The sequence below is a fragment of the Streptomyces sp. NPDC050161 genome, from assembly GCF_044460025.1.
Lineage (GTDB): Bacteria > Actinomycetota > Actinomycetes > Streptomycetales > Streptomycetaceae > Streptomyces.
In genome coordinates, this window is sequence record NZ_JBITJM010000010.1 from 54,057 (window position 1) to 74,106 (window position 20,050).

19 protein-coding genes are annotated in these 20,050 nt (G+C 73.6%); 7 read left to right on the forward strand and 12 right to left on the reverse strand.

Annotated features, from left to right (window positions below):
• Positions 1–62: 62 nt before the first annotated feature.
• Positions 63–416, forward strand: coding sequence for a VOC family protein (locus ACIBK8_RS18355; protein WP_399042891.1), 354 nt, complete (start codon positions 63–65; stop codon positions 414–416).
• Positions 417–461: 45 nt separating this feature from the next.
• Here the strand turns inward: ACIBK8_RS18355 and ACIBK8_RS18360 are convergent, their stop codons facing one another.
• Complete coding sequence (locus tag ACIBK8_RS18360; RefSeq protein WP_399042892.1) at positions 462–1,142, reverse strand: TetR/AcrR family transcriptional regulator; 681 nt, start codon at positions 1,140–1,142, stop codon at positions 462–464.
• A gap of 63 nt (positions 1,143–1,205) precedes the next feature.
• On the opposite strand from ACIBK8_RS18360, the gene ACIBK8_RS18365 reads away from it, so the two are divergent.
• On the forward strand, positions 1,206–2,534 hold the full coding sequence (locus ACIBK8_RS18365) for an aldehyde dehydrogenase family protein (protein WP_399042893.1): 1,329 nt from the start codon (positions 1,206–1,208) through the stop codon (positions 2,532–2,534).
• A 60-nt stretch (positions 2,535–2,594) separates the two neighbouring features.
• Here the strand turns inward: ACIBK8_RS18365 and ACIBK8_RS18370 are convergent, their stop codons facing one another.
• Both ACIBK8_RS18370 and ACIBK8_RS18375 read right to left on the reverse strand, forming a co-directional pair.
• Positions 2,595–2,969 carry a glyoxalase superfamily protein gene (locus ACIBK8_RS18370; protein WP_399042894.1) on the reverse strand — a complete coding sequence of 125 codons (375 nt, stop codon included), beginning with the start codon at positions 2,967–2,969 and terminating at the stop codon, positions 2,595–2,597.
• Between the two features lie 45 nt (positions 2,970–3,014).
• On the reverse strand, positions 3,015–3,647 hold the full coding sequence (locus tag ACIBK8_RS18375; RefSeq protein ID WP_399042895.1) for a flavodoxin family protein: 633 nt from the start codon (positions 3,645–3,647) through the stop codon (positions 3,015–3,017).
• Between the two features lie 58 nt (positions 3,648–3,705).
• Here ACIBK8_RS18375 and ACIBK8_RS18380 point away from each other — a divergent pair, with 58 nt between their 5' ends.
• A complete protein-coding gene (locus ACIBK8_RS18380; protein WP_393681878.1) occupies positions 3,706–4,050 on the forward strand; it encodes a MerR family transcriptional regulator in 345 nt (114 codons plus the stop codon).
• Between the two features lie 13 nt (positions 4,051–4,063).
• Here ACIBK8_RS18380 and ACIBK8_RS18385 read toward each other — a convergent pair whose 3' ends face one another.
• Together ACIBK8_RS18385 and ACIBK8_RS18390 are read right to left on the reverse strand one after the other, a co-directional pair.
• Positions 4,064–4,597, reverse strand: coding sequence for a GNAT family N-acetyltransferase (locus tag ACIBK8_RS18385; protein WP_399042896.1), 534 nt, complete (start codon positions 4,595–4,597; stop codon positions 4,064–4,066).
• A 97-nt stretch (positions 4,598–4,694) separates the two neighbouring features.
• Positions 4,695–6,134 carry a CoA transferase gene (locus tag ACIBK8_RS18390; RefSeq protein ID WP_399042897.1) on the reverse strand — a complete coding sequence of 480 codons (1,440 nt, stop codon included), beginning with the start codon at positions 6,132–6,134 and terminating at the stop codon, positions 4,695–4,697.
• Between the two features lie 344 nt (positions 6,135–6,478).
• On the opposite strand from ACIBK8_RS18390, the gene ACIBK8_RS18395 reads away from it, so the two are divergent.
• Both ACIBK8_RS18395 and ACIBK8_RS18400 read left to right on the forward strand, forming a co-directional pair.
• Positions 6,479–7,666 carry a cytochrome P450 gene (locus ACIBK8_RS18395; protein WP_399042898.1) on the forward strand — a complete coding sequence of 396 codons (1,188 nt, stop codon included), beginning with the start codon at positions 6,479–6,481 and terminating at the stop codon, positions 7,664–7,666.
• A 68-nt stretch (positions 7,667–7,734) separates the two neighbouring features.
• The gene (locus tag ACIBK8_RS18400; RefSeq protein ID WP_393681885.1) at positions 7,735–7,929 is read left to right on the forward strand and encodes a ferredoxin; all 195 of its coding nucleotides are present in this window, start codon (positions 7,735–7,737) and stop codon (positions 7,927–7,929) included.
• 21 nt (positions 7,930–7,950) lie between these two features.
• Here ACIBK8_RS18400 and ACIBK8_RS18405 read toward each other — a convergent pair whose 3' ends face one another.
• From ACIBK8_RS18405 to ACIBK8_RS18435, 7 genes are all read right to left on the reverse strand, one after another.
• Positions 7,951–9,840 carry a CocE/NonD family hydrolase gene (locus ACIBK8_RS18405; RefSeq protein WP_399042901.1) on the reverse strand — a complete coding sequence of 630 codons (1,890 nt, stop codon included), beginning with the start codon at positions 9,838–9,840 and terminating at the stop codon, positions 7,951–7,953.
• 117 nt (positions 9,841–9,957) lie between these two features.
• Positions 9,958–10,884 carry an LD-carboxypeptidase gene (locus ACIBK8_RS18410; RefSeq protein WP_399043013.1) on the reverse strand — a complete coding sequence of 309 codons (927 nt, stop codon included), beginning with the start codon at positions 10,882–10,884 and terminating at the stop codon, positions 9,958–9,960.
• A gap of 2 nt (positions 10,885–10,886) precedes the next feature.
• Entirely contained in the window at positions 10,887–12,929 is a 2,043-nt protein-coding gene (locus ACIBK8_RS18415) for a prolyl oligopeptidase family serine peptidase (protein ID WP_399042902.1), read from the reverse strand.
• Between the two features lie 72 nt (positions 12,930–13,001).
• Positions 13,002–14,336: a M20/M25/M40 family metallo-hydrolase gene (locus ACIBK8_RS18420; protein ID WP_399042903.1), complete on the reverse strand. Its 1,335-nt coding sequence runs from the start codon at positions 14,334–14,336 to the stop codon at positions 13,002–13,004.
• Positions 14,329–15,162, reverse strand: a complete 834-nt coding sequence (locus ACIBK8_RS18425) for a M55 family metallopeptidase (RefSeq protein ID WP_399042904.1) — start codon at positions 15,160–15,162, stop codon at positions 14,329–14,331. The genes ACIBK8_RS18420 and ACIBK8_RS18425 overlap by 8 nt, the downstream gene beginning before the upstream one ends.
• A 163-nt stretch (positions 15,163–15,325) precedes the next feature.
• Positions 15,326–16,309 (reverse strand): helix-turn-helix domain-containing protein, encoded by a 984-nt coding sequence (locus tag ACIBK8_RS18430; RefSeq protein WP_399042905.1) that lies wholly within the window; start codon positions 16,307–16,309, stop codon positions 15,326–15,328.
• Positions 16,310–16,624: 315 nt separating this feature from the next.
• Entirely contained in the window at positions 16,625–17,221 is a 597-nt protein-coding gene (locus ACIBK8_RS18435) for an HAD family acid phosphatase (RefSeq protein WP_399042906.1), read from the reverse strand.
• A gap of 598 nt (positions 17,222–17,819) precedes the next feature.
• Between ACIBK8_RS18435 and ACIBK8_RS18440 the strand changes: the two genes are divergently transcribed.
• Positions 17,820–18,602 (forward strand): sigma-70 family RNA polymerase sigma factor, encoded by a 783-nt coding sequence (locus ACIBK8_RS18440; RefSeq protein WP_399042907.1) that lies wholly within the window; start codon positions 17,820–17,822, stop codon positions 18,600–18,602.
• The gene (locus ACIBK8_RS18445; protein WP_399042908.1) at positions 18,599–20,035 is read left to right on the forward strand and encodes a hypothetical protein; all 1,437 of its coding nucleotides are present in this window, start codon (positions 18,599–18,601) and stop codon (positions 20,033–20,035) included. Before ACIBK8_RS18440 ends, ACIBK8_RS18445 begins: the two co-directional genes overlap by 4 nt.
• Positions 20,036–20,050 lie beyond the last annotated feature (15 nt).

A 20,050-nucleotide genomic window follows, 5' to 3' on the forward strand; every position in this document is an offset into this window, starting at 1 on the left:
CGCAGGGATGATCACCACCAACTGATCGCACACCTGCCACCCCCTCAACTACCCTTCCCCATATGGATATTCTGGGGACCTCATTGCGCGTGTGCGTCGGCGATCTCGACTCGGCCATCGGCGTCTACGAACGCCTGACCGGCGCGGAAGCCCTGCGCTTCCAGCGCGGCGGCGTCGCGGTGGCGGCCGTCGGCTGCTTCTTCCTGATGAGCGGCCCCGAGGCGGAACTCTCGGTGCTGCGGAAGGTCACCGCGACGATAGCGGTCAAGGACGTGGACGAGGCCGTGGCGGATCTCCGGGCGGTGGGCGCGGACATCATCGCGGGCCCGCTGGCGACCCCCATCGGCCGCAATCTGGTCGCCCGGCACCCGGACGGTTCGATCTTCGAGTACATCGACCGCCAACAGGACGTCTGACCGGGGCCGCCCCGGCGGTCCTGCGCCGCCGTCGGGCGGCTGCGCTCAGGCGGTGCGGGCGCCCAGCGCCCGCAACAGGAACGGCAGCAGTTCCCGGGTCATCGCCTCGCCCGAGGTCGGCGCCCGCGGCGGGCCCGCCGCGGGCCCGTCCGCCGCACCGGACGCCGGGTCAGGCGCCGGGGTGAGGAAGAGCCGGCTGACCATCGAGCCGACGACCAGGTCGGCGAGTACGTGCGCGTCGTCGAGCGGCGGGATGTCGCCGCGGCCGACGGCCCGGCGCACGACGGTCGCCGCGCGGTCGCGCACCGGCTGGACGATGGCGGTGTCCAGGACCCGCGCCAGGACGGCATTGTGCGCGGATTCGCCGATCAGGACGTGCAGCAGCCGCCCGCCGGGGCCTTCCAGCGTCCCGGCCTTGTCGCGCAGCAGCGAGGCGAGGTCGCCCTCCAGGGTGCCGGTGTCGGGCTGCGGGCCGAGGTCGGCGGCCCAGCGCACGGCGGTGCCGACGACGAGATCCTCCTTGGAGCGCCAGCGGCGGTAGAGGGTGGCCGTGGAGACCCCGGCGCGCTTGGCGACCGCCGCGGTGGTCAGCCGTCCGTAGCCGCACTCCTGGAGCACCTCGACGGTGGCCTCCAGGAGCGCGCGGTCGCGGCCCGCGTCCCGGGGACGGCCGCGGGCGACGGATGCGCTCCGAGGGGTCGAGGCGCTGTCGGTGTGTTCTGCCACATCCGGATTCTAGCCGCGAAACATACGAAACGAAAGCGTTTCGTTTCAAGTAGGGTCGAAGCCATGACCACCGACACCCTCACCCCCGTCTCCGGCGCCGCCGCCCTCGTCGACCGCCTCCGTACGACCTTCGCCGCCCGCCGCACCGCCTCCACCGCCTGGCGCCGCGGCCAGCTCACCGCCCTGCGCGAACTGCTCACCGAGAACAGCGACGTGCTGCTCGCGGCCCTCGCCGACGACCTCGGCAAGGGCCCCCAGGAGGCGTACCGCACCGAGATCGCCTCCACCGTCAACGAGATCGACCACACCCTCGCCCACCTCGACGCCTGGCTGGCGCCCCGCCCCGCCGCGCTCCCCGACCGGCTGCTGCCCGCGGTCGGCCAGGTGGTCCGCGAGCCGCTCGGCGTGGTCCTGGTGATCGCCCCCTGGAACTATCCGCTGCACCTCGCCCTGGCCCCGCTGGTCGGCGCGCTGGCCGCGGGCAACTGCGCCGTCGTCAAGCCCAGCGAGCTGGCGCCCGCCACCTCGGCGGCGCTCGCCAGGCTGCTGCCGCGCCATCTGGACGACGCGGCGGTGGCCGTCGTCGAGGGCGCGGTCCCGGAGACCACCGCCCTCCTGGAGCAGCGCTTCGACCACATCTTCTACACCGGCAACGGCACCGTGGGACGGATCGTGATGACCGCGGCGGCCCGCCATCTGACGCCGGTCACCCTGGAGTTGGGCGGCAAGAGCCCCGCTGTCGTGGACGAGGGCACCGACCTGGCGACGGTGGCCCGGCGGATCGTCGCCGGCAAGTTCCAGAACGCCGGCCAGACCTGCGTCGCCCCCGACTACGTCCTGGCCGTCGGCGACACCGCCGGCGCCATCGAACCGCATCTCGCCGCGGCGGTGACCGACGCCTACGGCACCGATCCGGCGGCCACCGCGGAGTACGGACGGATCGTCAACGAACGGCACTTCGACCGGCTCACCGGCCTCCTCGGCAGCGGCCGTACGGTCATCGGCGGCGGCCACGACCGCGCCGCCCGCTACCTGGCGCCCACCGTGCTCGCCGATGTCACCGCCGATGCCCCCGTGATGCAGGAGGAGATCTTCGGCCCGATCCTGCCGATCGTGTCCGTACCCGACCTGGACGCGGCGATCGCCTTCATCAACGCACGCGACAAGCCGCTGGCGCTGTACGCCTTCACCGGATCCGACGAGACCAAGCGCCGGCTGCTGGCCGAGACCTCGTCCGGCGCGCTCGGCTTCGGCCTGCCGGTCGCCCATCTCGCGGCGCCCGGCCTGCCGTTCGGCGGCGTCGGCGAGAGCGGCATGGGGCGGTACCACGGCGAGTACTCGCTCGACACCTTCAGCCACACCAAGGCGGTGCTCGACAAGCCGCTGGGCTGACGGGCGTCCGGCCTTCCGCCCCGGCGGACCGGCGCGGAAGGCCGCGGGCCCGCCCGGCCGTCATGCGCCGCCGTCGGGTTCGGTGAAGCGCAGCCGGTTGCCGAACGGGTCAGTCAGGGTCAGCGTGGTCCCGGTCTCGTCGTGGTCCAGCCCCGGCCTGAGGTACGGGTAGTTCTTGGCCGCCAGTTCGGCGTGGAGTTCGCGGACGCCGGTCAGCTCCAGGTACAGCCCGGAGCCCGGCGTGGCGTCCCCGTGGTGCTCGGACAGATGCAGCACGAGGCCGCCGCGCGAGACCTGGGTGTACAGCGGCATGCCGGGCTCGAAGCGGTGTTCCCAGTCGACGGCGCAGCCCAGGTAGCCGACGTAGAACTCGTGCGCCGTGGCCACGTCGAAGATGCGCAGGACGGGCACGGTGCGGTGAAAGACGATTGCCATGCGTCCACTGTGCTGCACCGGCGCGCACCGCCCCCGGCCGGTCGGCTACCGCGCACCCTCCCCCGCCTCGTGCGGGAACCGGGCGAACGGCGCCTCCTGCTGGAAGAAGGTCTTGGCGCGCAGCTCCGCGCGCTGGTCGTCCCGCACCTGTCCCGGCCGGGAGCCGTTGCCGAACAGCACCCCGCCGAAGCGCATCCCCAGGTACGCGGCCGTGTGGCGGAGGGTGGTCACCAGCCCGTCGGCGACGGCCTCGTCGTGGTCCGCCATGACCGTCACCCCCCACAGGGTCCGGCCCGCCATCCGCTCCTTGAAGTCCGAGCCCGGCACCGTCAGCCAGCCCGACCAGTAGTCGAGGTAGCGCTTGGTCTGCGCGGAGAGCGTGTACCAGTACAGGGGCGAGGCGATGACGATGTCGGTGGCCTCGCGGGTGGCCTGCCGCAGCACCTCCTCGTTCTCCCCGCCCGGCGTGGCGTCCCTCTCGTGCCGTCCGTCCTGGAAGTCGGGCAGCGGCAGCCCGGCCAGGTCCACCCAGCGCTGCGGTATCCCGGTGGGCAGTTGCCCGGCGGCGGCCCGTGCGAGGGTCTCGGTGTTGCCGTCGGCGCGTGAGCTGCCGAGGACGAAGAGGAACGAGCGGGTGTCGGCCGGCGGCGCGCCGTCGACCTGGAATGTTTCGGTCATGACGCGACGTTAAAGGTTCACATCGGTGGGAAGGTCAAGCTCGGATGGGGGCGGTCGGATGCTGATCGGTGAGTTGTCCCGGCGCAGCGGAGTCAGTCCGCGGCTGCTGCGGTACTACGAGGAACAGGGGCTGCTCGACACCCGGCGCGGCCCGAACGGCTACCGCACCTACGACGAGGACTCGCTGGTCAGGGTGCGGCAGGTGCGTGCCCTGCTGGAGGCGGGGCTGCCCACCGCGGTGATCCGTTCGGTGCTGCCCTGCGTCCGGGGCGAGGGGCCGTGGTTCGAGTGGTGCCCCGACCTGCGGGCCACCCTGGAGCGGGAGTTGCGGGCCGCGGACGAGCGGATCGACGGCCTCCGGCGCAGCCGCAGCGCCCTCGCCGGCTACCTGGCGCAGCCCTGAACCAGCCCCGGCGTCAGAGCATTTCGCTGGTGAGCGCCCAGCGCTCGTGATCGCGCCAGGTCCCGTCGATGAAGAGGAAGTCGGGCGAGAAGCCCTCAAGGCGGAAGCCGGCGCGCCGGACCAGAGCGAGGGAACGCTCGTTGCCCGGCTGGATGTTGGCCTCCAGGCGGTGCAGCCCGAGCACGTCGAAGGCGTGCCGCAGGACGAGGTGCAGGCCCTCGGTCATCAGACCGCGCCCGGCGGCGTGCGCGAAGGCGCCGTAGCCGATCGCGCCGCACCGGAAGCCGCCGTGCACGATGTTGTTGATCGTGAGGTAGCCGGCCAGCGCGCCGTCGTCGCACGCGCAGATCAGGTAGCCCTCGCGCACCGGCTCCTGGAGTTTCGCCAGGTAGGCGTCGTACCCGGCGGTGTCGGACGGCGGGAACAGCCACGGCCGGTGCAGGGCGGCGCTCTCCTGTGCCCGCCGGGTGAACTCTTCCCGGTCCTCCGGGGTGAACGGCCTGATGCCCGCCCGGGGGCCCTGCGCGAGGTAGCGATCGGTGATCATCGGCCGATCGTACGGAGATCCGTACGCCGCTGACCAGGTCCTGGTGCGGTCCGGCCGGGTCGCGCCGCCGGTCCGCACGGCCGTGCGGCGCGGGCGGTCAGCGCCACACAGGAGTGTCCGAGCCGCAGCGTCCCGGCGGTGTGGCCCAGGTGGCGGGCCCGCCGTCGAACGCGACCGGTGACAGGGCGTGGCGCAGCCGGCCGGCCGGGCTGCCGACGGTGCTCAGGTGGCGGTCGGCGTCGTAGGGCGCCGCGGTGGCGCGGTCGTCCGGCGCGTGGCCCTGTTCGTGGTCCGTGCCGCCGGGCTCGTGGTCGGCGATGCCGTGCAGGAGCCAGTGTGCGGTGCGGGCCAGGGCGAGGGTGGTGAGCGTCGAACCGCCGTGCCCGGCCTGTTCGGTGAGGGAGCGCAGGACCGCGGCGGCCAGCAGGTAGCCCGTGCCGTGGTCGAGTGCTTGGGCGGGCAGCGCGCCGGGGGTGCCGTCCTCGTGCGCTTCGACGGCGGCGATTCCGCAGGCCACCTGCACCAGGCTGTCGAAGCCGCGGCGTCCGCCCCACGGGCCGTCGTCGCCCCAGGCGGAGAGCCGCGCGATGACGAGCCCCGGGCGGCGTTCGGCGAGCGCTTCGGGCGCCAGGCCGAACCGGTCGAGGCAGCCGGGACGGTAGCCGGTCACGACCACGTCCGCGTCGGCCAGCAGGTCGTCGAAGGTGGCGCGGCCGGAGCGGGCGGCGAGGTCGAGAGTGGTCGAGCGCTTCCCGAAACCCGTGTCGTTGTGCGCGTCCTGGCTCTCCGGCAGCTGCGGCGCGTCGATGCGCAGCACATCGGCGCCGAGCAGCGCGAGCGTGCGGGTGGCGACAGGACCCGCGATCACCCGGGTCAGGTCGAGCACCCGCAGGCCCTGTGCGGGCAGCAGCGGATCGCCTGCCAGGGCGGGCAGCGGGCGCGGCGGGGCGCTCGGGCCGATGTGCTGGCGGGTGAGCAGCGGGTGGGTTGCCACCGTGGCGCCCTGTCCGTGTGCGGCCCACTCCTCCGGGCTGCGGGCGGCGACCGCGAGCCCGCCCGCCGCGTACACGGTCTCCTGGATCTCCTCGGCCCTGCGCCCCGCGAACTCGGCCTCGACGTCGGCGGGTTGGACGGTGGGTGGCAGGCCGAGCGCGTGCAGCAGCCGGTCGCGGTGGTGCGGGTAGTTGGCGTGGGTGCGCACCCAGCCGTCGGCGGTGCGCCAGAAGCGGGAGAGGGGAGCGAAGCTGGACGGGGCGCGGCCGTCGATCCGCAGGTGGCGTTCGCTGACGAAGGCGGTGGCGACCGCGCCCTCGTCGACCCGCACCGTGGGCAGCGGCCGGCCGGTGCGCAGGGCGGCCAGTTCGGCGGCGGCCAGCGCGCAGCCGGCGACGGTGGCGCGGGCCAGCGCCCGCACCGGCAGCCGGGCCGGGAGCAGTCCTGGCGGCCCGCCGTACACGATCCGCTCCGTCAGCTCCGGTGCGCCGCCGAGCGCCGCCCAGACCTGATCCGTTCCCCCGTTGCCGTGTCGTTGCGCCATGTGCGCAGTGTGGCACCGGGTGCCGGGCGGTGGGTAGCAGGGGCCACCGGGGCGGGCCTGGCCGTTCGGCCGCCGTCGCGCCGGGGCGGATGCCGCGCGGCCGGATCCGTACCCCTTTTCGTGGACGCGTCCGCCCCAACAGGGCGGTACATGGCCGGACATGCCGCACGGTGGCCGAAGATGGCCGAACTGCGGGTAGACGATCGAGGTGCGCGCGGCATGGAGTGGAGATCGGCACGGCGGGGCCACGCCGCAGCGGCCCGCCACCGGATCCCCCCACCCGCAGCACGCCCGGACTCCCCCCACCACCGAGCACACCGGGCCCTTCACCAGGGAGGCACCTCTTGTCCGAAGCCGTTTCCTTCCCGCAGGACCGGACCTGCCCCTATCACCCGCCGGCCTCCTACCAGCCGCTGCGCGAGCAGGGCCCGCTGGCCAAGGTCACCTTTTACGACGGACGTGCGGTATGGGCGGTAACCGGCCACGCCGAAGCGCGGACGCTGCTCGTCGACCCGCGTCTGTCGTCGGACCGGCAGAACCCGGCGTTCCCCGTCCCGATCGAGCGGTTCGCCGCGATCCGCCGGGTCAGGTCGCCGCTGGTCGGGGTGGACGACCCCGAGCACAACACCCAGCGGCGGATGCTGATACCGAGCTTCAGCGTCAAGCGGATCGCCGCGATGCGGCCGGAGATCCAGCGGATCGTCGACGAGCTGATCGACCGGATGCTCGCGCAGGGGCCGCCGGCCGAACTGGTCTCCGCCTTCGCGCTGCCCGTTCCCTCCATGGTGATCTGCGCGCTGCTCGGTGTGCCCTACGGCGATCACGAGTTCTTCGAGGAGGAGTCCCGCCGGATGCTGCGCGGCCGTACGGCGGAGGAAGTGACGGACGCCCGGCTGCGGTTGGAGGCGTACTTCGACGAGCTGCTCGCCCGCAAGGAGAAGGACCGGGGCGAGGGGCTGCTGGACGACCTGGTCACCGAGCGGCTGCAGAACGGCGATCTGGAGCGCGAGGAACTCGTCAGGATGGCGATGATCCTGCTGATCGCCGGGCACGAGACGACCGCGAACATGATCTCGCTCGGCACCTTCGCGCTGCTCGAACACCCGGACCAGCTGGCGCAGTTGAGGTCCGACGACAGTCTGATGCCGACCGCGGTCGAGGAGTTGCTGCGCTTCCTGTCCATCGTCGACGGGCTGCTGCGGGTGGCGACCGATGACGTCGAGATTGCCGGGCGGACCATCCGGGCAGGTGACGGCGTGATGCTGGCCACCTCCCTGATCAACCGCGACGAGGCGGCCTACGCGGACCCGGACGCACTGGACCTGAACCGTTCGGCCCGGCACCACGTGGCCTTCGGGTTCGGCATCCACCAGTGCCTGGGCCAGAACCTCGCCCGCGCGGAGATGGAGATCGCGCTCCGCTCGCTCTTCCGCCGGATACCGGAGCTGCGGCTCGCGGTACCCGCGGCGGAGATCCCGTTCAAGCCGGGCGACACCCTCCAGGGCATGGTGGAGCTTCCGCTGGCCTGGTGAGCGCGGCGGAACCTGTTGACGAGACCCGGTGGTTCACCGGGAGACCGACCGAAAGAAAGGGGTCCGGGATGCGGATCACCATCGACAAGGACGTCTGTATCGGCGCCGGGCAGTGCGCCCTGACGGCGCCCGGCGTGTTCACCCAGGACGACGACGGCTTCAGCGCGCTGCTGCCGGGGCGCGAGGACGGCGCGGGCGACCCGCTGCTGCGGGAGGCCGCCCGCGCCTGCCCGGTGCAGGCGATCGAGGTCGCCGAGGGCTGACGGGCCCTGCGCTCCGGCGCCCTACCCCACCGTCCCCTGAGTGACGGGGAGTTCGATGACGCCGGTGTCGTCGGGCGCGCTGGTGACCGTCACCGGCTTGATGCCGCGGTTGCCGGTGTAGGCGGCGTCGCTCGCGGCGATGACGAAGCGCAGCCGGTGCCCCGGCAGGTAGCGGTGCACGAGACCCGGGAGCTGCACGGTGAACTTCCGGGTCACGTCGGGCACCCTTGCCGGGGCCACCAGCCGGTGCACCAGCGTCTTGCTGCCGTCCGGCGCGATGTCGTAGAGCTTGGCGAACAGCACCAGCCGGTTGGCCGCGTCCGGGGAGTTCTGCACCTGCTCGGTCTTCGGCGAGACGACCTTCAGGGTCGCCTTGGGGGTGCCCACCACGTCCAGCGGCTTGCCGGTCACCGGCTCGGACGTCCAGTCCAGGTACGTGCCCTTGATGTCGTAGGGCGCCGGGTCGGGCAGTTTGAGCAGGCCGGCCAGCGAACTCTCCGAATGGCTGGTGGGCACCAGCCAGTTGCGGTATTCGCGGCTGCCGCGGGCGACCTTCTTGCGGTTGTCGACGAGCTTGCCGTCGCCGGAGAGGTACAGCTTGCGGCTGCCGCCCGCGGGGAAGGCGGGCGCGGTGCCGTACGCCGGGCCGTCGCTCGCCCAGTCGCGGTAGTAGGCGAAGGCGGGCCCGGTGTCGGTGCCGGTCTTGTGGTGCAGGTAGCGGTCGAACCAGGCGAGGATCCGCTGTCCGACGTAGCTGGTGTCCAAGTTGCCCTTGCCCAGGTCGAGTTCGCCGGGTGCCGGGTCGGCCATGCCGCCGCTGTGGCCCCAGGACTGCCAGATCATCTTGGCCTCGGTGCCCTGGGCGGTGAGCGTGCGGTAGGTGGCGGCTGCCTCGTTGAGGTTGAAGAGGGTGTCGGCCTGCCCCTGGACGAGCAGGGTCGGCGCCTTCACCGACTTCAGGTACGAGACCGGCGAGACGCTGCGCGCGTAGCGCTGCATCTTCGCGGTGCGGTCCGCGGGGTAGCGCCCGGAGTCCAGCAGCCGCTTGGTCCGGCAGGCGTCGGCGACGAAGTGCAGACAGCCGGCGCCGCCGATCCTGGAGGGGTCAAGGCTCGGGTTGAGCAGCCCCTGCGCCTCGCCTATCAGGAAGAACCCGCCCGTCCACTCCTTCTTGTACGCGCCGGGCAGCGGTCCGCTCACCCCGTGCGTGCGGCCCGCGTTGTTGGGGTCGAGGGAGTAGGAGAGGTCGTTCCAGGTGATGAGCGGGACCAGCGCGTCGACGCGGTGGTCGACGGCGGCGGTGGCCATCTGGATCGCGCCGCCGTAGGAGCCGCCGATCATGCCGACGCGGGGGTCGCGCGGGGCGTCCTTGGTGACGAAGTCGACGCGGGTGCCGTCGTCGGCGGTGCGGGTTCCGGCGAGGAAGTCGATGAGCCCGCTCGCCGCCTTGCCGTCGATCTGCGGGTCGTCCAGGGAGATCGGGCAGCCGCTCTTGCCGAAGCCGAGCCCGGAGTAGGACAGGGCGACATAGCCGCGGGCGGCGAACGCGCCGGCGGTGGCCGCGGTGGAGCCGTCGTCCTTGCTGCCGCCGAAGCCGTTGGTGGTCAGCACGGCGGGCGCCGGGTGGGCGGCGTCGACGCCTGCGGGGCGGTAGAGGTCCGCGTCGACGGTGCAGTCGCGGTCGCCTGCCCGCACCGTCACTTTCAGCGCGGTGACGGTGAACTGCCCGGCCTCGGCGGCTGCCGGAGTGGCCGTCAGGAGCGGCGCGGCGAGGGCTGTGGTGGCCAGCAGGGTCAGGGACGTGCGGAGAGCGGAGCGGGATACGACGCGGGACACTGCGCGGGACACGCTGGGCACGAAGACCTCCACAAGGACATGTCGTACCGACCAGTCGGTAACGGGCGGGCTCATGGTGTGTCCTGGTCAACAGTCGTGTCAACGACGCGGACACGAGTTGTTACGCCGATTGGGCGGGGTGCAGCGGACACACACGGGAGGCGCCCCGGGAGCGTCCGCCGCGCTCCCGGCTCAGCTCAGCGCCGGCCCGTCCAGGGTCAGCGTTCCCGCGTCGGCGTCCAGCGTGGCGGCGACGCCCAGCGGGACGGTCAGCGCACGGTCGCCGTGCCCGAAGCCGAACTCCTCGACGACCGGCACCCCCAGACCGCCAAGACGGTCCGCCAGCACCTCACGCACCTTGGGGTACGGGCCGCAGCGGGCCCAGGAGCCGAGGACGATGCCCGCGACGCCGTCCAGCCAGCCCGCGCGCAGCAGTTGGGTCAGCGCCCGGTCGATGCGGTACGGCGGCTCCGCCACGTCCTCCAGGAGCAGCAGCCCGCCCGCCGCGCCGGGGCGGGCCTGCGGGGTGCCCAGTTCGGAGGCGAGCATCGCCAGGCAGCCGCCGAGGGTGACGCCACGGGCCCGCCCCGGCACCAGCGCGGTGGTGGACCCGGGCGCCAGGGTGCGTACCGTCTCCGGCGCGAAGAGCGTGCGCCGCAACTGCTCGCGGGTCGGCTCGTCCTTGAGGAACACCTCGCCCGCGACGGCCGGGCCGTAGAAGGAGACCACTCCCGCGCGGACCGCGAACGCCTCCTGAAGGACCGTCACATCGCTGAAGCCGATGAGGGGCTTGGGGGCGGCGGCCCGGATGGCGTCCCAGTCGAGCAGGTCGACCATCCGCTGGGCGCCGTAACCGCCGCGGGCGGCGAACACCGCGGCGACGCCCGGATCGCACCAGGCGCGCTGGAGGTCGGCGGCCCGCCGGGTGTCGTCCGCCGCGAGGTGGTGCAGGGTGGCGTGCCTCCCGGCGGCGTGCGGCCCGGCGACCGGGTCGAGACCCCAGCCGCGCAGGATGTCGAGGCCGCCGTCCAGGCGTTCGGGGGCGATCGGGCCGCTGGGGGCGATCACCGCGACCCGGTCGCCCGGCCGCAGCCGGGGCGGCCGGGCGAGGCCGGTCACGGTCACGAGCGCAGCTCCAGGGGGACGACGTCGGGGCGGCTGATGCCGAAGGTGTGGGCGTAGAGGGCGAGTTCGGCCTCCATCGTGCGCACCAGGGTCGCCTCCTGGCGGAAGCCGTGGCCCTCGCCCGCGAACGAGAGGTAGGCGTGCGGCACGCCGCGCCCGGCGACCTCGGCGAGGAAACGCTCGCACTGCGCGGGCGGGCAGATCACGTCGTCCAGGCCCTGGAGCAGCAGGAACGGCGCGGTGATCCGGTCGGCGCGGTGCAGCGGCGAACGGTCGCGGTAGCGCTCGGGCACCTCCGCGAGCGGGCCGACGAGCGACTCCAGATACTGCGACTCGAAGTCGTGGGTCTCGCCGGTCGCCCACCCGGCGAGGTCCAGGATCGGGTAGCTGATCGTGCCGCAGGCGTAGAGGTCGGTGGAGGTCAGCGAGGCGGCGGTGGTCCAGCCGCCCGCGCTGCCGCCGCGGATGGCCAGCCGGGCGCGGTCGGCGGTGCCTTCGTCGGCGAGCGCACCGGCGACGGCCGCGCAGTCCTCGACGTCCACCACGCCCCACTGGCCGCGCAGCCGCTCGCGGTACGCGCGGCCGTAGCCGGTCGAGCCGCCGTAGTTGACCTCGGCGACGCCGATGCCGCGGGAGGTGAAGTAGGCGATCTCCAGGTCGAGTACGAGCGGGGCGTGGCCGGTGGGGCCGCCGTGCGCCCAGATGACGTAGGGCGGCAGTTCGCCTTCGGGGGCGGCGTGGTCGGGGTTGTGCGGCGGGTAGAGGTGCGCGTGGATGTCCCGGCCGTCCGGCCCGGTGAACGTACGGGCCAGGGGCCTGGGGTAGTAGGCCGGGTCCAGGACGTCGACGTGCCGGGAGGCGATGACGCGGGTGCGGCCCGTGCAGGTGTCCAGTTCGGCGATTTCGTATCCGCTGTGCGGGCCGGCGGCGACGCCGACGACCCGGCTGCCGTGCACGGCGAGGGTGGGTGCCCACTCCGTCCACGGGCCCACCGCGTCGACCAGTTCGCCGGTGACCGGGTCGAGGATGCCCAGGGCGGTGGCGCCGCGGCCGTGGATCACGGCGATCGTGCCGCTTTCCAGGGGCAGGAACCAGCGCTGGCCGACGTTCCACAGCGGGCCGCCGAACTCCTCCTGCCGGGCGGTGCACAGGGCCCGGCCGCGCGCCGCGCCGCCGGCCGCCGCGTCCGGGTCGATGCTGTGCAGCTGCCACCAGCCGCTGAGGTCGGATGCGTACAACAGCGAGCCGTCCGGGGCCCATTCGATCTGGGCGACCGATTCGCCGGTGCCGTCGCGGGGCGCGGTGGTACCGGGGTCGTCGGGGTCGCCGGAGCCGCCGAGAAGCGGCCGGATGCCGGTGAAGGCGCCGTCGGCCGTGATCCCCGCGGTCATCACGAGGGTGTGGTCCCACGGCATCTGGGGGTGGTCCCAGGCGATCCAGGCCGCGCGGGTGCCGTCCGGCGAGATCCGCGGGCCGGTGACGAAGCGGTGCCGGTCGTCGCTCAACTCCCTTACGGCGCCACGGTTCTGGGCCGCGGAGCCGTCGAGCGGTACGGCGGCGATCACCCGCCGCACGTCGGTGGGCCGCTCGCCGGTGAACTCCTCCAGGACGCACCACACCTCGCCCCGCTCGGGGCACAGCACCGGGTCCACCCAGCGAAGCCCCTCGCCGACCTCGGACAGCGGGGTGAGAGGGCGGGGGGACGCGCCGCCGTCCGGTTCGCAGGCGTAGAGCCGCTGGTCGGCGAAGTCGCTGAAGACGACCAGCGGGCCGCGGTCGGTGACCGTGCCGGCCCAGGGCTGGCCGCCGTATTCCAGGACCCGGCTGCGGACGTTCCACGGCGCGGGCAGCACGGATTCCTCGGTGCCGTCGGGGCGCCTGCGGATGAGGGCCCGCCGGCCGCCCTCGGCGGGCCGCGGCGCGGTCCACCAGACCTCGTCGCCGACCACGCCGACGAAGGCCGGGCGACCGTCGTGGGCGGCGACGGTCCGTGCGTCTATCGGGGAGCGCCAGGCGCCGTAGGGAGCCGTCGTCACCATGCGGGGTGTTCCTCCTTCACCGGGCGGGGCCGGGTCCTTGGGGTGCTGCGCGGGGGCGGTCACGGTCGCTCCCTACGCCTGTCGCAGGAAGTGGTCGAGCACGCGGACGCCGAAGTGCAGGGCGTCGACGGGCACGCGTTCGTCCACGCCGTGGAAGAGCGCCTGGTAGTCGAAGCCCGGGGGGAGCTTGAGCGGGGAGAAACCGTATCCGGTGATGCCGAGACGGGAGAACTGCTTGGCGTCGGTGCCGCCCGACATGCAGTACGGCACGACGTGGCCGTCGGGATCGAAGCGTTCGAGCGCGGCCCGCATCCCGGCGAACACCGGGGAGTCGACCGGGGCTTGCAGGGCGACCTCGCTGTGCTGGAACTTCCAGGTCACGTCGGGTCCGGTGAGCCGGTCCATGGTGGCGTGGAACTCCGCCTCGCCGCCGGGCACGACCCTGCCGTCCACGTGGGCGACGGCGCTGCCCGGGATCACGTTGACCTTGTAACCGGCGGCCAGCATCGTCGGGTTGGCGCTGTTGCGGACCGTCGGCTCGACCAGGTGAGCGGCGGTGCCGAGCCGGGCCAGCAGGGCGTCGACGTCGAAGCCGGGCGCTTCGGGGTCGACGGATTCGCCGTGCAGCGCGGCCAGTTCGCGCAGGGCGGCGACCACGGTCGGGGTGAGCCGGAGGGGCCACTCGTGCGCGCCGATCCGGGCGACGGCGGCGGCGAGGCGGCTGACGGCGTTGGCGCGGTTGACCTTCGAGCCGTGCCCGGCCCGGCCGTGGGCGGTCAATTCCAGCCAGGCCGTGCCGCGTTCGCCCGCGGCGACCGGGTACAGCTGGAGTCCGCTGTCGGTGTGGAAGGAGAAGGCGCCGGATTCGCTGATGCCTTCCGTGCAGCCGTCGAACAGCGCGGCGTGCCGGTCGGCGAGGAAGCCGGAGCCGTCATCGGCGCTGGCCTCTTCGTCGGCGGTGAAGGCCAGCACGATGTCCCTGCGGGGCCGCACACCGGCCCGCGCCCACCTGCGGACGGTGGCGAGCACCATCGCGTCCATGTTCTTCATGTCGATGGCGCCGCGGCCCCAGACGACGCCGTCGCGTACCTCGCCGGAGAAGGGGTGCACGGTCCAGTCCGCCGGTTCGGCGGGCACCACGTCCAGGTGGCCGTGCACGAGCAGGGCGTCGGCTCCGGGGTCGCTGCCCTCGATCCTGGCGACGACGTTCGTACGGCCCTTGCTGCGCTCCAGCAGGGCCGGTTCGAGTCCGGCGCCGGCCAGCCGCTCGGCGACGTACTCGGCGGCCGGGCGCTCCTGGCACTCGCCGTCGCCGCGGTTGGTGGTGTCGATGCGGATGAGGTCGGAGGTGAACTGCACGACCTCGTCGAGTGCCTGCGCGTCGACCGGGCCTTTCCCCTCAGCCATACTGCTCCTCCACGGCGGACGAGACGAGGGTGGTGACCGCCTTGAAGCAGCGGATCCCTTCGTACATGTCGTCGGTCGTATAGGCGACGCGGCGCTCTCCGCAGCGCTCCACTCCCGGCACGCAGGTGGCGGCGCCGACCAGATGCTCGGCGTCGAACTCCATCTCCACCCGGAACGGGCCGCCGCGGGCCGCTTCCTTGCGGACGGCCAGGGGTGCCGCCTCGCGGGCCGCGGCGCGGATGGCCGCAGCGGTGCGGGCCGGCGGGCGGCAGACGGCGGCGTAGCGCGACACGTAGTCCTTGACGGCCACCCCGAGGGCCTGCGGCGCGTAGGTCAGGGCGTCCTGGCAGGTGCGGTCGTCGCCGGTGACCAGCACCACGGGGACGCCGTACTCGGCCACGACGAGGGAGTTGAGGTGCCCCTCGCTGGCGCGGGCGCCGTTGACCCACACGCCGGTCAGGGTGTTGGCGAGGTAGGTGTGCGCGAGGACGCCTTCGGTGCCGGCTCCGGTGTGGTAGCCGACGAAGGCGATGCCGTCGACGTCGCCGTGCTGGACGCCTTCGACCATGCTCAGCGACTTGTGCCGGCCGGTGAGCAGCTGTGCGCGTTCGTCGAGCTTTTCCAGCAGGAGGTTGCGCATCGTCCAGTGCGCCTCGTTGACGAGGACCTCGTCGGCGCCGCCGTCGAAGAATCCGGCGATCGCCGCGTTGACGTCGGAGGTGAACATGTGGCGGCAGCGTTCCCACTGGGGAGTGCCGGGCAGCACATCGGCGGGCCAGGTCACGCCGGTGGCGCCCTCCATGTCCGCGCTGATAAGGATCTTCATGCCCGGCACGGTACGCGCTCGGCAGCGTGCCGGACAGACCTGTGGATAAGTCCAGAGGTCTACTCCACCGAAGGGGTGGACCGGCTCGCCCATCCGCCCTCCACCAGCGGGTTCCCGCGGGAGTCCGGGCACGCTGCGGGACGCGCCGGGTGGTGGCCGCCGGTCAGATCCATCCCTTGTGCGCGGCGTGCAGGGCGAGTTGGAAGCGGTTGGTGGCGCCGGTGCGCTGGTAGAGCTGGGCCAGGTGGCGTGACAGGGTGCGGCGGCTGATGCCGAGCAGTTGCGCGATGGTGTCGTCGGTGACGCCGGTGCCCAGCAGTTCCAGGATGCGGCGGTGCGTGGGGCGCAGGGTGGGCGGGATCTGGTCGCCGAGGTGCATGGGGTAGGCGGAGCGCCAGGAGGACTCGAAGAATCCCAGGAGGGCGGAGAGCAGGCTGGAGGGGTGCACCAGCAGCAGCGAGTCGTTGGCCTCGGTCTCGACCGATGACATCGAGACGATGGCCAGGCGCTTGTCGAAGACGGTGAGTTTGACCGGGACGGTGGTCAGCACCCGCGCCTGCTCGCCCGCCGCGATGCACGGCTGGATGTTGGCGGCGTAGTAGGCGGCGTTCTGCACCGCGGCGGCGGAGTACACCACGCGGTAGCCGACGCCGCGTTCGAGGTTGCGGATCTCCAGCGGGTTGGCGCTGCCCCTGATGTGGTACGGCGGGGAGTCGAAGCGGACGATCTCGTGCTCGGCCGCGCCCTCGAACTGGCGGATGCGGTCGGCGATCCGGGGCCCGCTGACGACCTCGACGAGGTCGCCCGTGGCCTGCCGGTGCACCGCGCGCCGGTGGTCGCGGTAGGCGTTGGCGGCGGCCAGGCGGGCCTGCTGGAGTTCCGCGGCCCGCGCGTGGGAGAGCTGGTCGAGCGCGAGGGTCGGCTCCACCGGGGCGAGGCAGGCGTGGTCGGGGCAGCCGGTGGCGGCGAGGCCGCGTTCGATGAGGCGCTCGGCGGCCCGTTTCACCTCGTCGGGGGTCCGGTCCGTCCGGTGGGCCAGTTCCTCGACGGTGCGGTGGCCGTCTTCGAGCAGCCGCAGCCACACCTCGGCCTCGGTGGGTGTCAGTCCGAGACGCCGCAGCGATGCCGTCATGTCCGATGCAGCCACAGAGGTCCCCAGCTCCCGGTGCGGCCCGCGGCTGCGGGCGGGCAGGAACGCGACGCCGGACCGGCCGGCTGTCGCGGAGGGGACACATGTTGCCATGGGCACGCCATCGGGCAAAGGTTCCGTCGGCGGGGAACCGGCCCGCCGCCCACGGCGTTCCGGAAGGCCGACGCGGCGGCGGCCCCGGCCCGACGCGAGTGCGCGGGGCCGGGGACGCCGCCGGGTCGCGGGGCGCCGGGACACCGGTGGCCGCGAGCTGCGGTGGCACTCGGTGGTGGGGGTTCCCGGACACCCCCGCTCAGCGGCGCGTGCGCGCCGTCAGCTCAAACCCCCGTCGTAGTCGGGGAGCTTGAAGCCCTTCTCGTAGTGGCCGCCTTCGAAGTCGGTGCTGCGGTTACCCACGTTGGCGACGAGCGTGTAGCCCTGGCCCTCGAAGGTCTTCCGGCACCCGAGCTTGACCGCGGCCTTTCCGGGGCTGTCACCGTGCGGCTTGAGGCAGAGGCCGTCCACGGTGTACCCCGCCGAGGTGAGCCGCTCGGTGGTGGAGTCCTGCGAGCTGGCGCTGCGGTAGGAGGCGAAGAGGACCGCCGCACCGTGGTCGTGGGCGTACCGCGTGGCCTCCAGGACCGCCTCGATCGGCTGCCCCTTGTCGTAGTGGGTGGCCAGCGAGGTGTTGTCGATGTCCAGGACGACGGCGGGCCGTTCGGTGGCGCCCGCGTCGCCGAGGCGCTGTTCCAGATAGCTGCGCAGCGAGGCGGCGACCGGCGCCACGTCGTCGAGCCACCGGCTCTCGCTCGGCAGCGACCCCGCCGCCGTGGTGGCGGGAGTGGCCGCGGCGACCACCGGTGCCGGGGCGGCGGCGACGGCGCACAGCACGGCACCGACGACGAGGGCGGACTTCCTACCGTGGGCCATGCCGGCTCCTCCCGAGACGAACTGAGGCGGCGGGTCGGCGGGATGCGGGAGCCGCGGCTACTGTCCCGCTTCCGGGGCAGGCGTCGGCGCTCCCGCGGTTCCGTGCTTCCCCGGTTCCGCGGGAAACGTTGTACCCGAGCGGCCCGCCCCGTTGTGGCCAGTTGGTGCCAGTGGCGTCAACGGGCGGCGAAGGGAAGGATTCCGGCCAGGCCGTACGGCGCCGTACACGGTGGCTGCCTCCGGGTCGCAGGGGTGAACTTCTCGTTAACCTCGTGACGTTCACGTCGCGCACGGGCCGGGGAGCGGCAGGCTGCGGCGTTCCGAGGCACGTCACAAGGCCGGAAGTGGGCAGAACACGATTACCCATTTCACGTATTCTCTGAGAAGTTCAGAGGGTCTCTTGAGGTTGCCGGGGCGGTCTGTGCGTCAAGCTCGCGCAGAGGCCCGCGCTCGCCCCGGGTGACCCGCGCGCATGACGGAGTGTCCGAAAGCCGACCGAGGCCGAGGGGCTTCCCTCCTGCTGCGGCGAACGACACGAACTGACGGCGCGGAGAAGACCCTTCACCGATTCGTCCATGTCCGAGGAGGAGTGCCCGTTTTGCCAACGGCTCGCCCGTCCACACCTCGCGCAGTCTGCGGGCGCCCCGGCGCCGCCAGGCCCCCGTCCCTCGCCGCCCCACGACCCGACGGGCAGCGCGGTGCCGACACCCCCGCCAGGAGGGCGGGCGCGAACCCGCAGGACACCAGGGCGCGCCCGCCGGCCGACACCGAAACGCTGCTCCGCCGCGTCGTCGAGCGCTACCGCCCGTCCCTGCTGCGCTACGCGGGCCGTCTCACGTCCGGCGACCCGTACCGCGCCGAGGACATCGTCCAGGAGACGTTCCTGCGCGCCTGGCTCGCCGCCGACCGGCTCGACCTCAGCGAGGGCGCGGGCCAGGACGGCGGCGAACCCCGGCTCGGGTCCTGGCTGTTCACGGTGGCGCACAATCTCGCCGTGGACGCGCACCGCCGCGAGCGGGCCGTACCGGTGGGCCCGACACCCACCGAGGTGCTGCTGCGCCCGGCCGGCGCGGACATGGCCGACGCCGTCATCGACCGCTGCGTCCTGACCCAGGCACTGCACCGGCTCTCCCCCGAACACCGCGATGTGCTCGTCCACGTCCACCTGATGGGCCGCTCCGGCGCCGAAGCGGCGCAGGCCATGGGGATACCGCGTGGCACGGTCAAGTCCAGGACGCACTACGCTCTGCTCGCGATGCGACGTGAACTCGCCAAGCCCCCGAGGCAACCCGTTCCGCCCCCCGGTGCCCCGGGACCGACCACGAGGACAGCCACGAACGCGACGCCCCCTCACCCCGCCGCCGAAAGCGCCGCCGCATGAACCGCAACAGCGATCCGTTCGCCTTCATCACCGCCCACCAGAACCTCATCTTCACCATCCTCGGCGTGCTGGGGATGCTCCTGCTGCTGTTCCTGCTCATCCGGATTCCGGTGCGGCGGGCCGGCGGCTGGAAGGCGTCCTGGGCCGCCGTACGCCGGGAGGCCGCGGCCACCGCCCACGCCTTCGTCGCGCCCCTGGCCGCGCTGCGCGCACACCGCAGGGCGCTGCGCCTGCTGCTCCGTCACCTGCGCTCCCCGCACAGCTGGCGGGACGCCGAACGCGCCGTGACCGCCGCCCGCCTGGCCGCCGCCCACCGGGCGCCCGCCGACCGTGCCCCCCGGCCGTACGCGGCGCTGGTCGACGACGAATCGGTCACCGTGCTGCTCGCCGGCACCGCGGCCGACGCGCCGGACGCGCCCTGGACCGAGGACCTCGACGACCCGTCCCGCTGGACGGTGCGCCGCCAGGACCTGCCCGCGGTCACGCCGTATCCGGACGACGGCCCGCCGGTGCTCGTCGCGACCGGCTCGGCCGACGGCAGCTGCGTCTTCGTCGACCTGGCCTGCGGCCCCGCCACCACGGCGGTGGAGGGCGACACCAGGACCGCGCAGGCGCTGGTGCGGGTCATCGCGGCACAGCTCGACACCAGGCTGCCCGACGGTCTGGTGACCGTCGCCGAAGGGGTGCACCCGCGGCACCCCGGCGCTCCGGTGCGCGAGGCGTTCCGGGCCGCGCGGGACACCGAACCGCGGCACGGCATCGCCCCGGTGCTGGTCGCGGCCGAGCTGCCCGACCCGCTGCCCGAGGACTTCGCGACCAGCCCGTCAGGGCCGCCCCGGCCGCGGATCCTGGTGCCAGGCCGCGCCCGCGGGCACACCAGGCGCCTGGTGACCGACCGGCACGGCCAGGTGCTGCTCGCCGGCTCCGGCCTGCTGACCGCGGCGAACGCGCTGGGCCGCGCGGTGGCCAAGGCGCTGCCGCACATCCCGCCGGTACTGCCGCCGCCGCCCGCCGGGCAGACGTCCGACCCGGGCGCCGCTTCCCTCTTCGACGAGTTCGACGAGGAGGCGTACGCGGGTCCGGCCGCGGTGAGCGGCAGGGCCGCGACCGGCGCCGCGGAGCCGGCCCCGGCCCCGGCCCGCACGGCGCCGGGCCTGCCGCGGCAGAGCCGGGCCGCCGCGTCCGACGAGCCGTCGGTCCCGGTGGCATCGGCCCGCGCCGGCGGCACCGCGGCCGGTCCCGCCGCTTCGGCCGCTTCGGGTGCCGCGGACGGTTCCGCCGCACCCGGTGACGGCGGCGCGCAGGCGCCCCCCGACGGCGTCCCCGGGAAGTCGGCCGCCCCCGGGGACGACACCCCCGGGAGCGCCGCGCCCCCGGCCCGTGGTGACGCGGCGGACCCCGCAGGGGGACCGCTGTCCGCGCCACGCTCCTGAAGCGCCCGACGCGCC

What these genes read in the sequence shown, in the direction of transcription:
- ACIBK8_RS18420 (WP_399042903.1), bottom strand. Translation starts at nt 14,336, where the DNA reads ATGGCTGAGGGGAAAGGCCCGGTCGACGCGCAGGCACTCGACGAGGTC.
- ACIBK8_RS18355 (WP_399042891.1), top strand. Translation starts at nt 63, where the DNA reads ATGGATATTCTGGGGACCTCATTGCGCGTGTGCGTCGGCGATCTCGAC.
- ACIBK8_RS18400 (WP_393681885.1), top strand. Translation starts at nt 7,735, where the DNA reads ATGCGGATCACCATCGACAAGGACGTCTGTATCGGCGCCGGGCAGTGC.
- ACIBK8_RS18390 (WP_399042897.1), bottom strand. Translation starts at nt 6,134, where the DNA reads ATGGCGCAACGACACGGCAACGGGGGAACGGATCAGGTCTGGGCGGCG.
- ACIBK8_RS18425 (WP_399042904.1), bottom strand. Translation starts at nt 15,162, where the DNA reads ATGAAGATCCTTATCAGCGCGGACATGGAGGGCGCCACCGGCGTGACC.
- ACIBK8_RS18375 (WP_399042895.1), bottom strand. Translation starts at nt 3,647, where the DNA reads ATGACCGAAACATTCCAGGTCGACGGCGCGCCGCCGGCCGACACCCGC.
- ACIBK8_RS18445 (WP_399042908.1), top strand. Translation starts at nt 18,599, where the DNA reads ATGAACCGCAACAGCGATCCGTTCGCCTTCATCACCGCCCACCAGAAC.
- ACIBK8_RS18385 (WP_399042896.1), bottom strand. Translation starts at nt 4,597, where the DNA reads ATGATCACCGATCGCTACCTCGCGCAGGGCCCCCGGGCGGGCATCAGG.
- ACIBK8_RS18370 (WP_399042894.1), bottom strand. Translation starts at nt 2,969, where the DNA reads ATGGCAATCGTCTTTCACCGCACCGTGCCCGTCCTGCGCATCTTCGAC.
- ACIBK8_RS18405 (WP_399042901.1), bottom strand. Translation starts at nt 9,840, where the DNA reads ATGAGCCCGCCCGTTACCGACTGGTCGGTACGACATGTCCTTGTGGAG.
- ACIBK8_RS18380 (WP_393681878.1), top strand. Translation starts at nt 3,706, where the DNA reads ATGCTGATCGGTGAGTTGTCCCGGCGCAGCGGAGTCAGTCCGCGGCTG.
- ACIBK8_RS18365 (WP_399042893.1), top strand. Translation starts at nt 1,206, where the DNA reads ATGACCACCGACACCCTCACCCCCGTCTCCGGCGCCGCCGCCCTCGTC.
- ACIBK8_RS18415 (WP_399042902.1), bottom strand. Translation starts at nt 12,929, where the DNA reads ATGGTGACGACGGCTCCCTACGGCGCCTGGCGCTCCCCGATAGACGCA.
- ACIBK8_RS18435 (WP_399042906.1), bottom strand. Translation starts at nt 17,221, where the DNA reads ATGGCCCACGGTAGGAAGTCCGCCCTCGTCGTCGGTGCCGTGCTGTGC.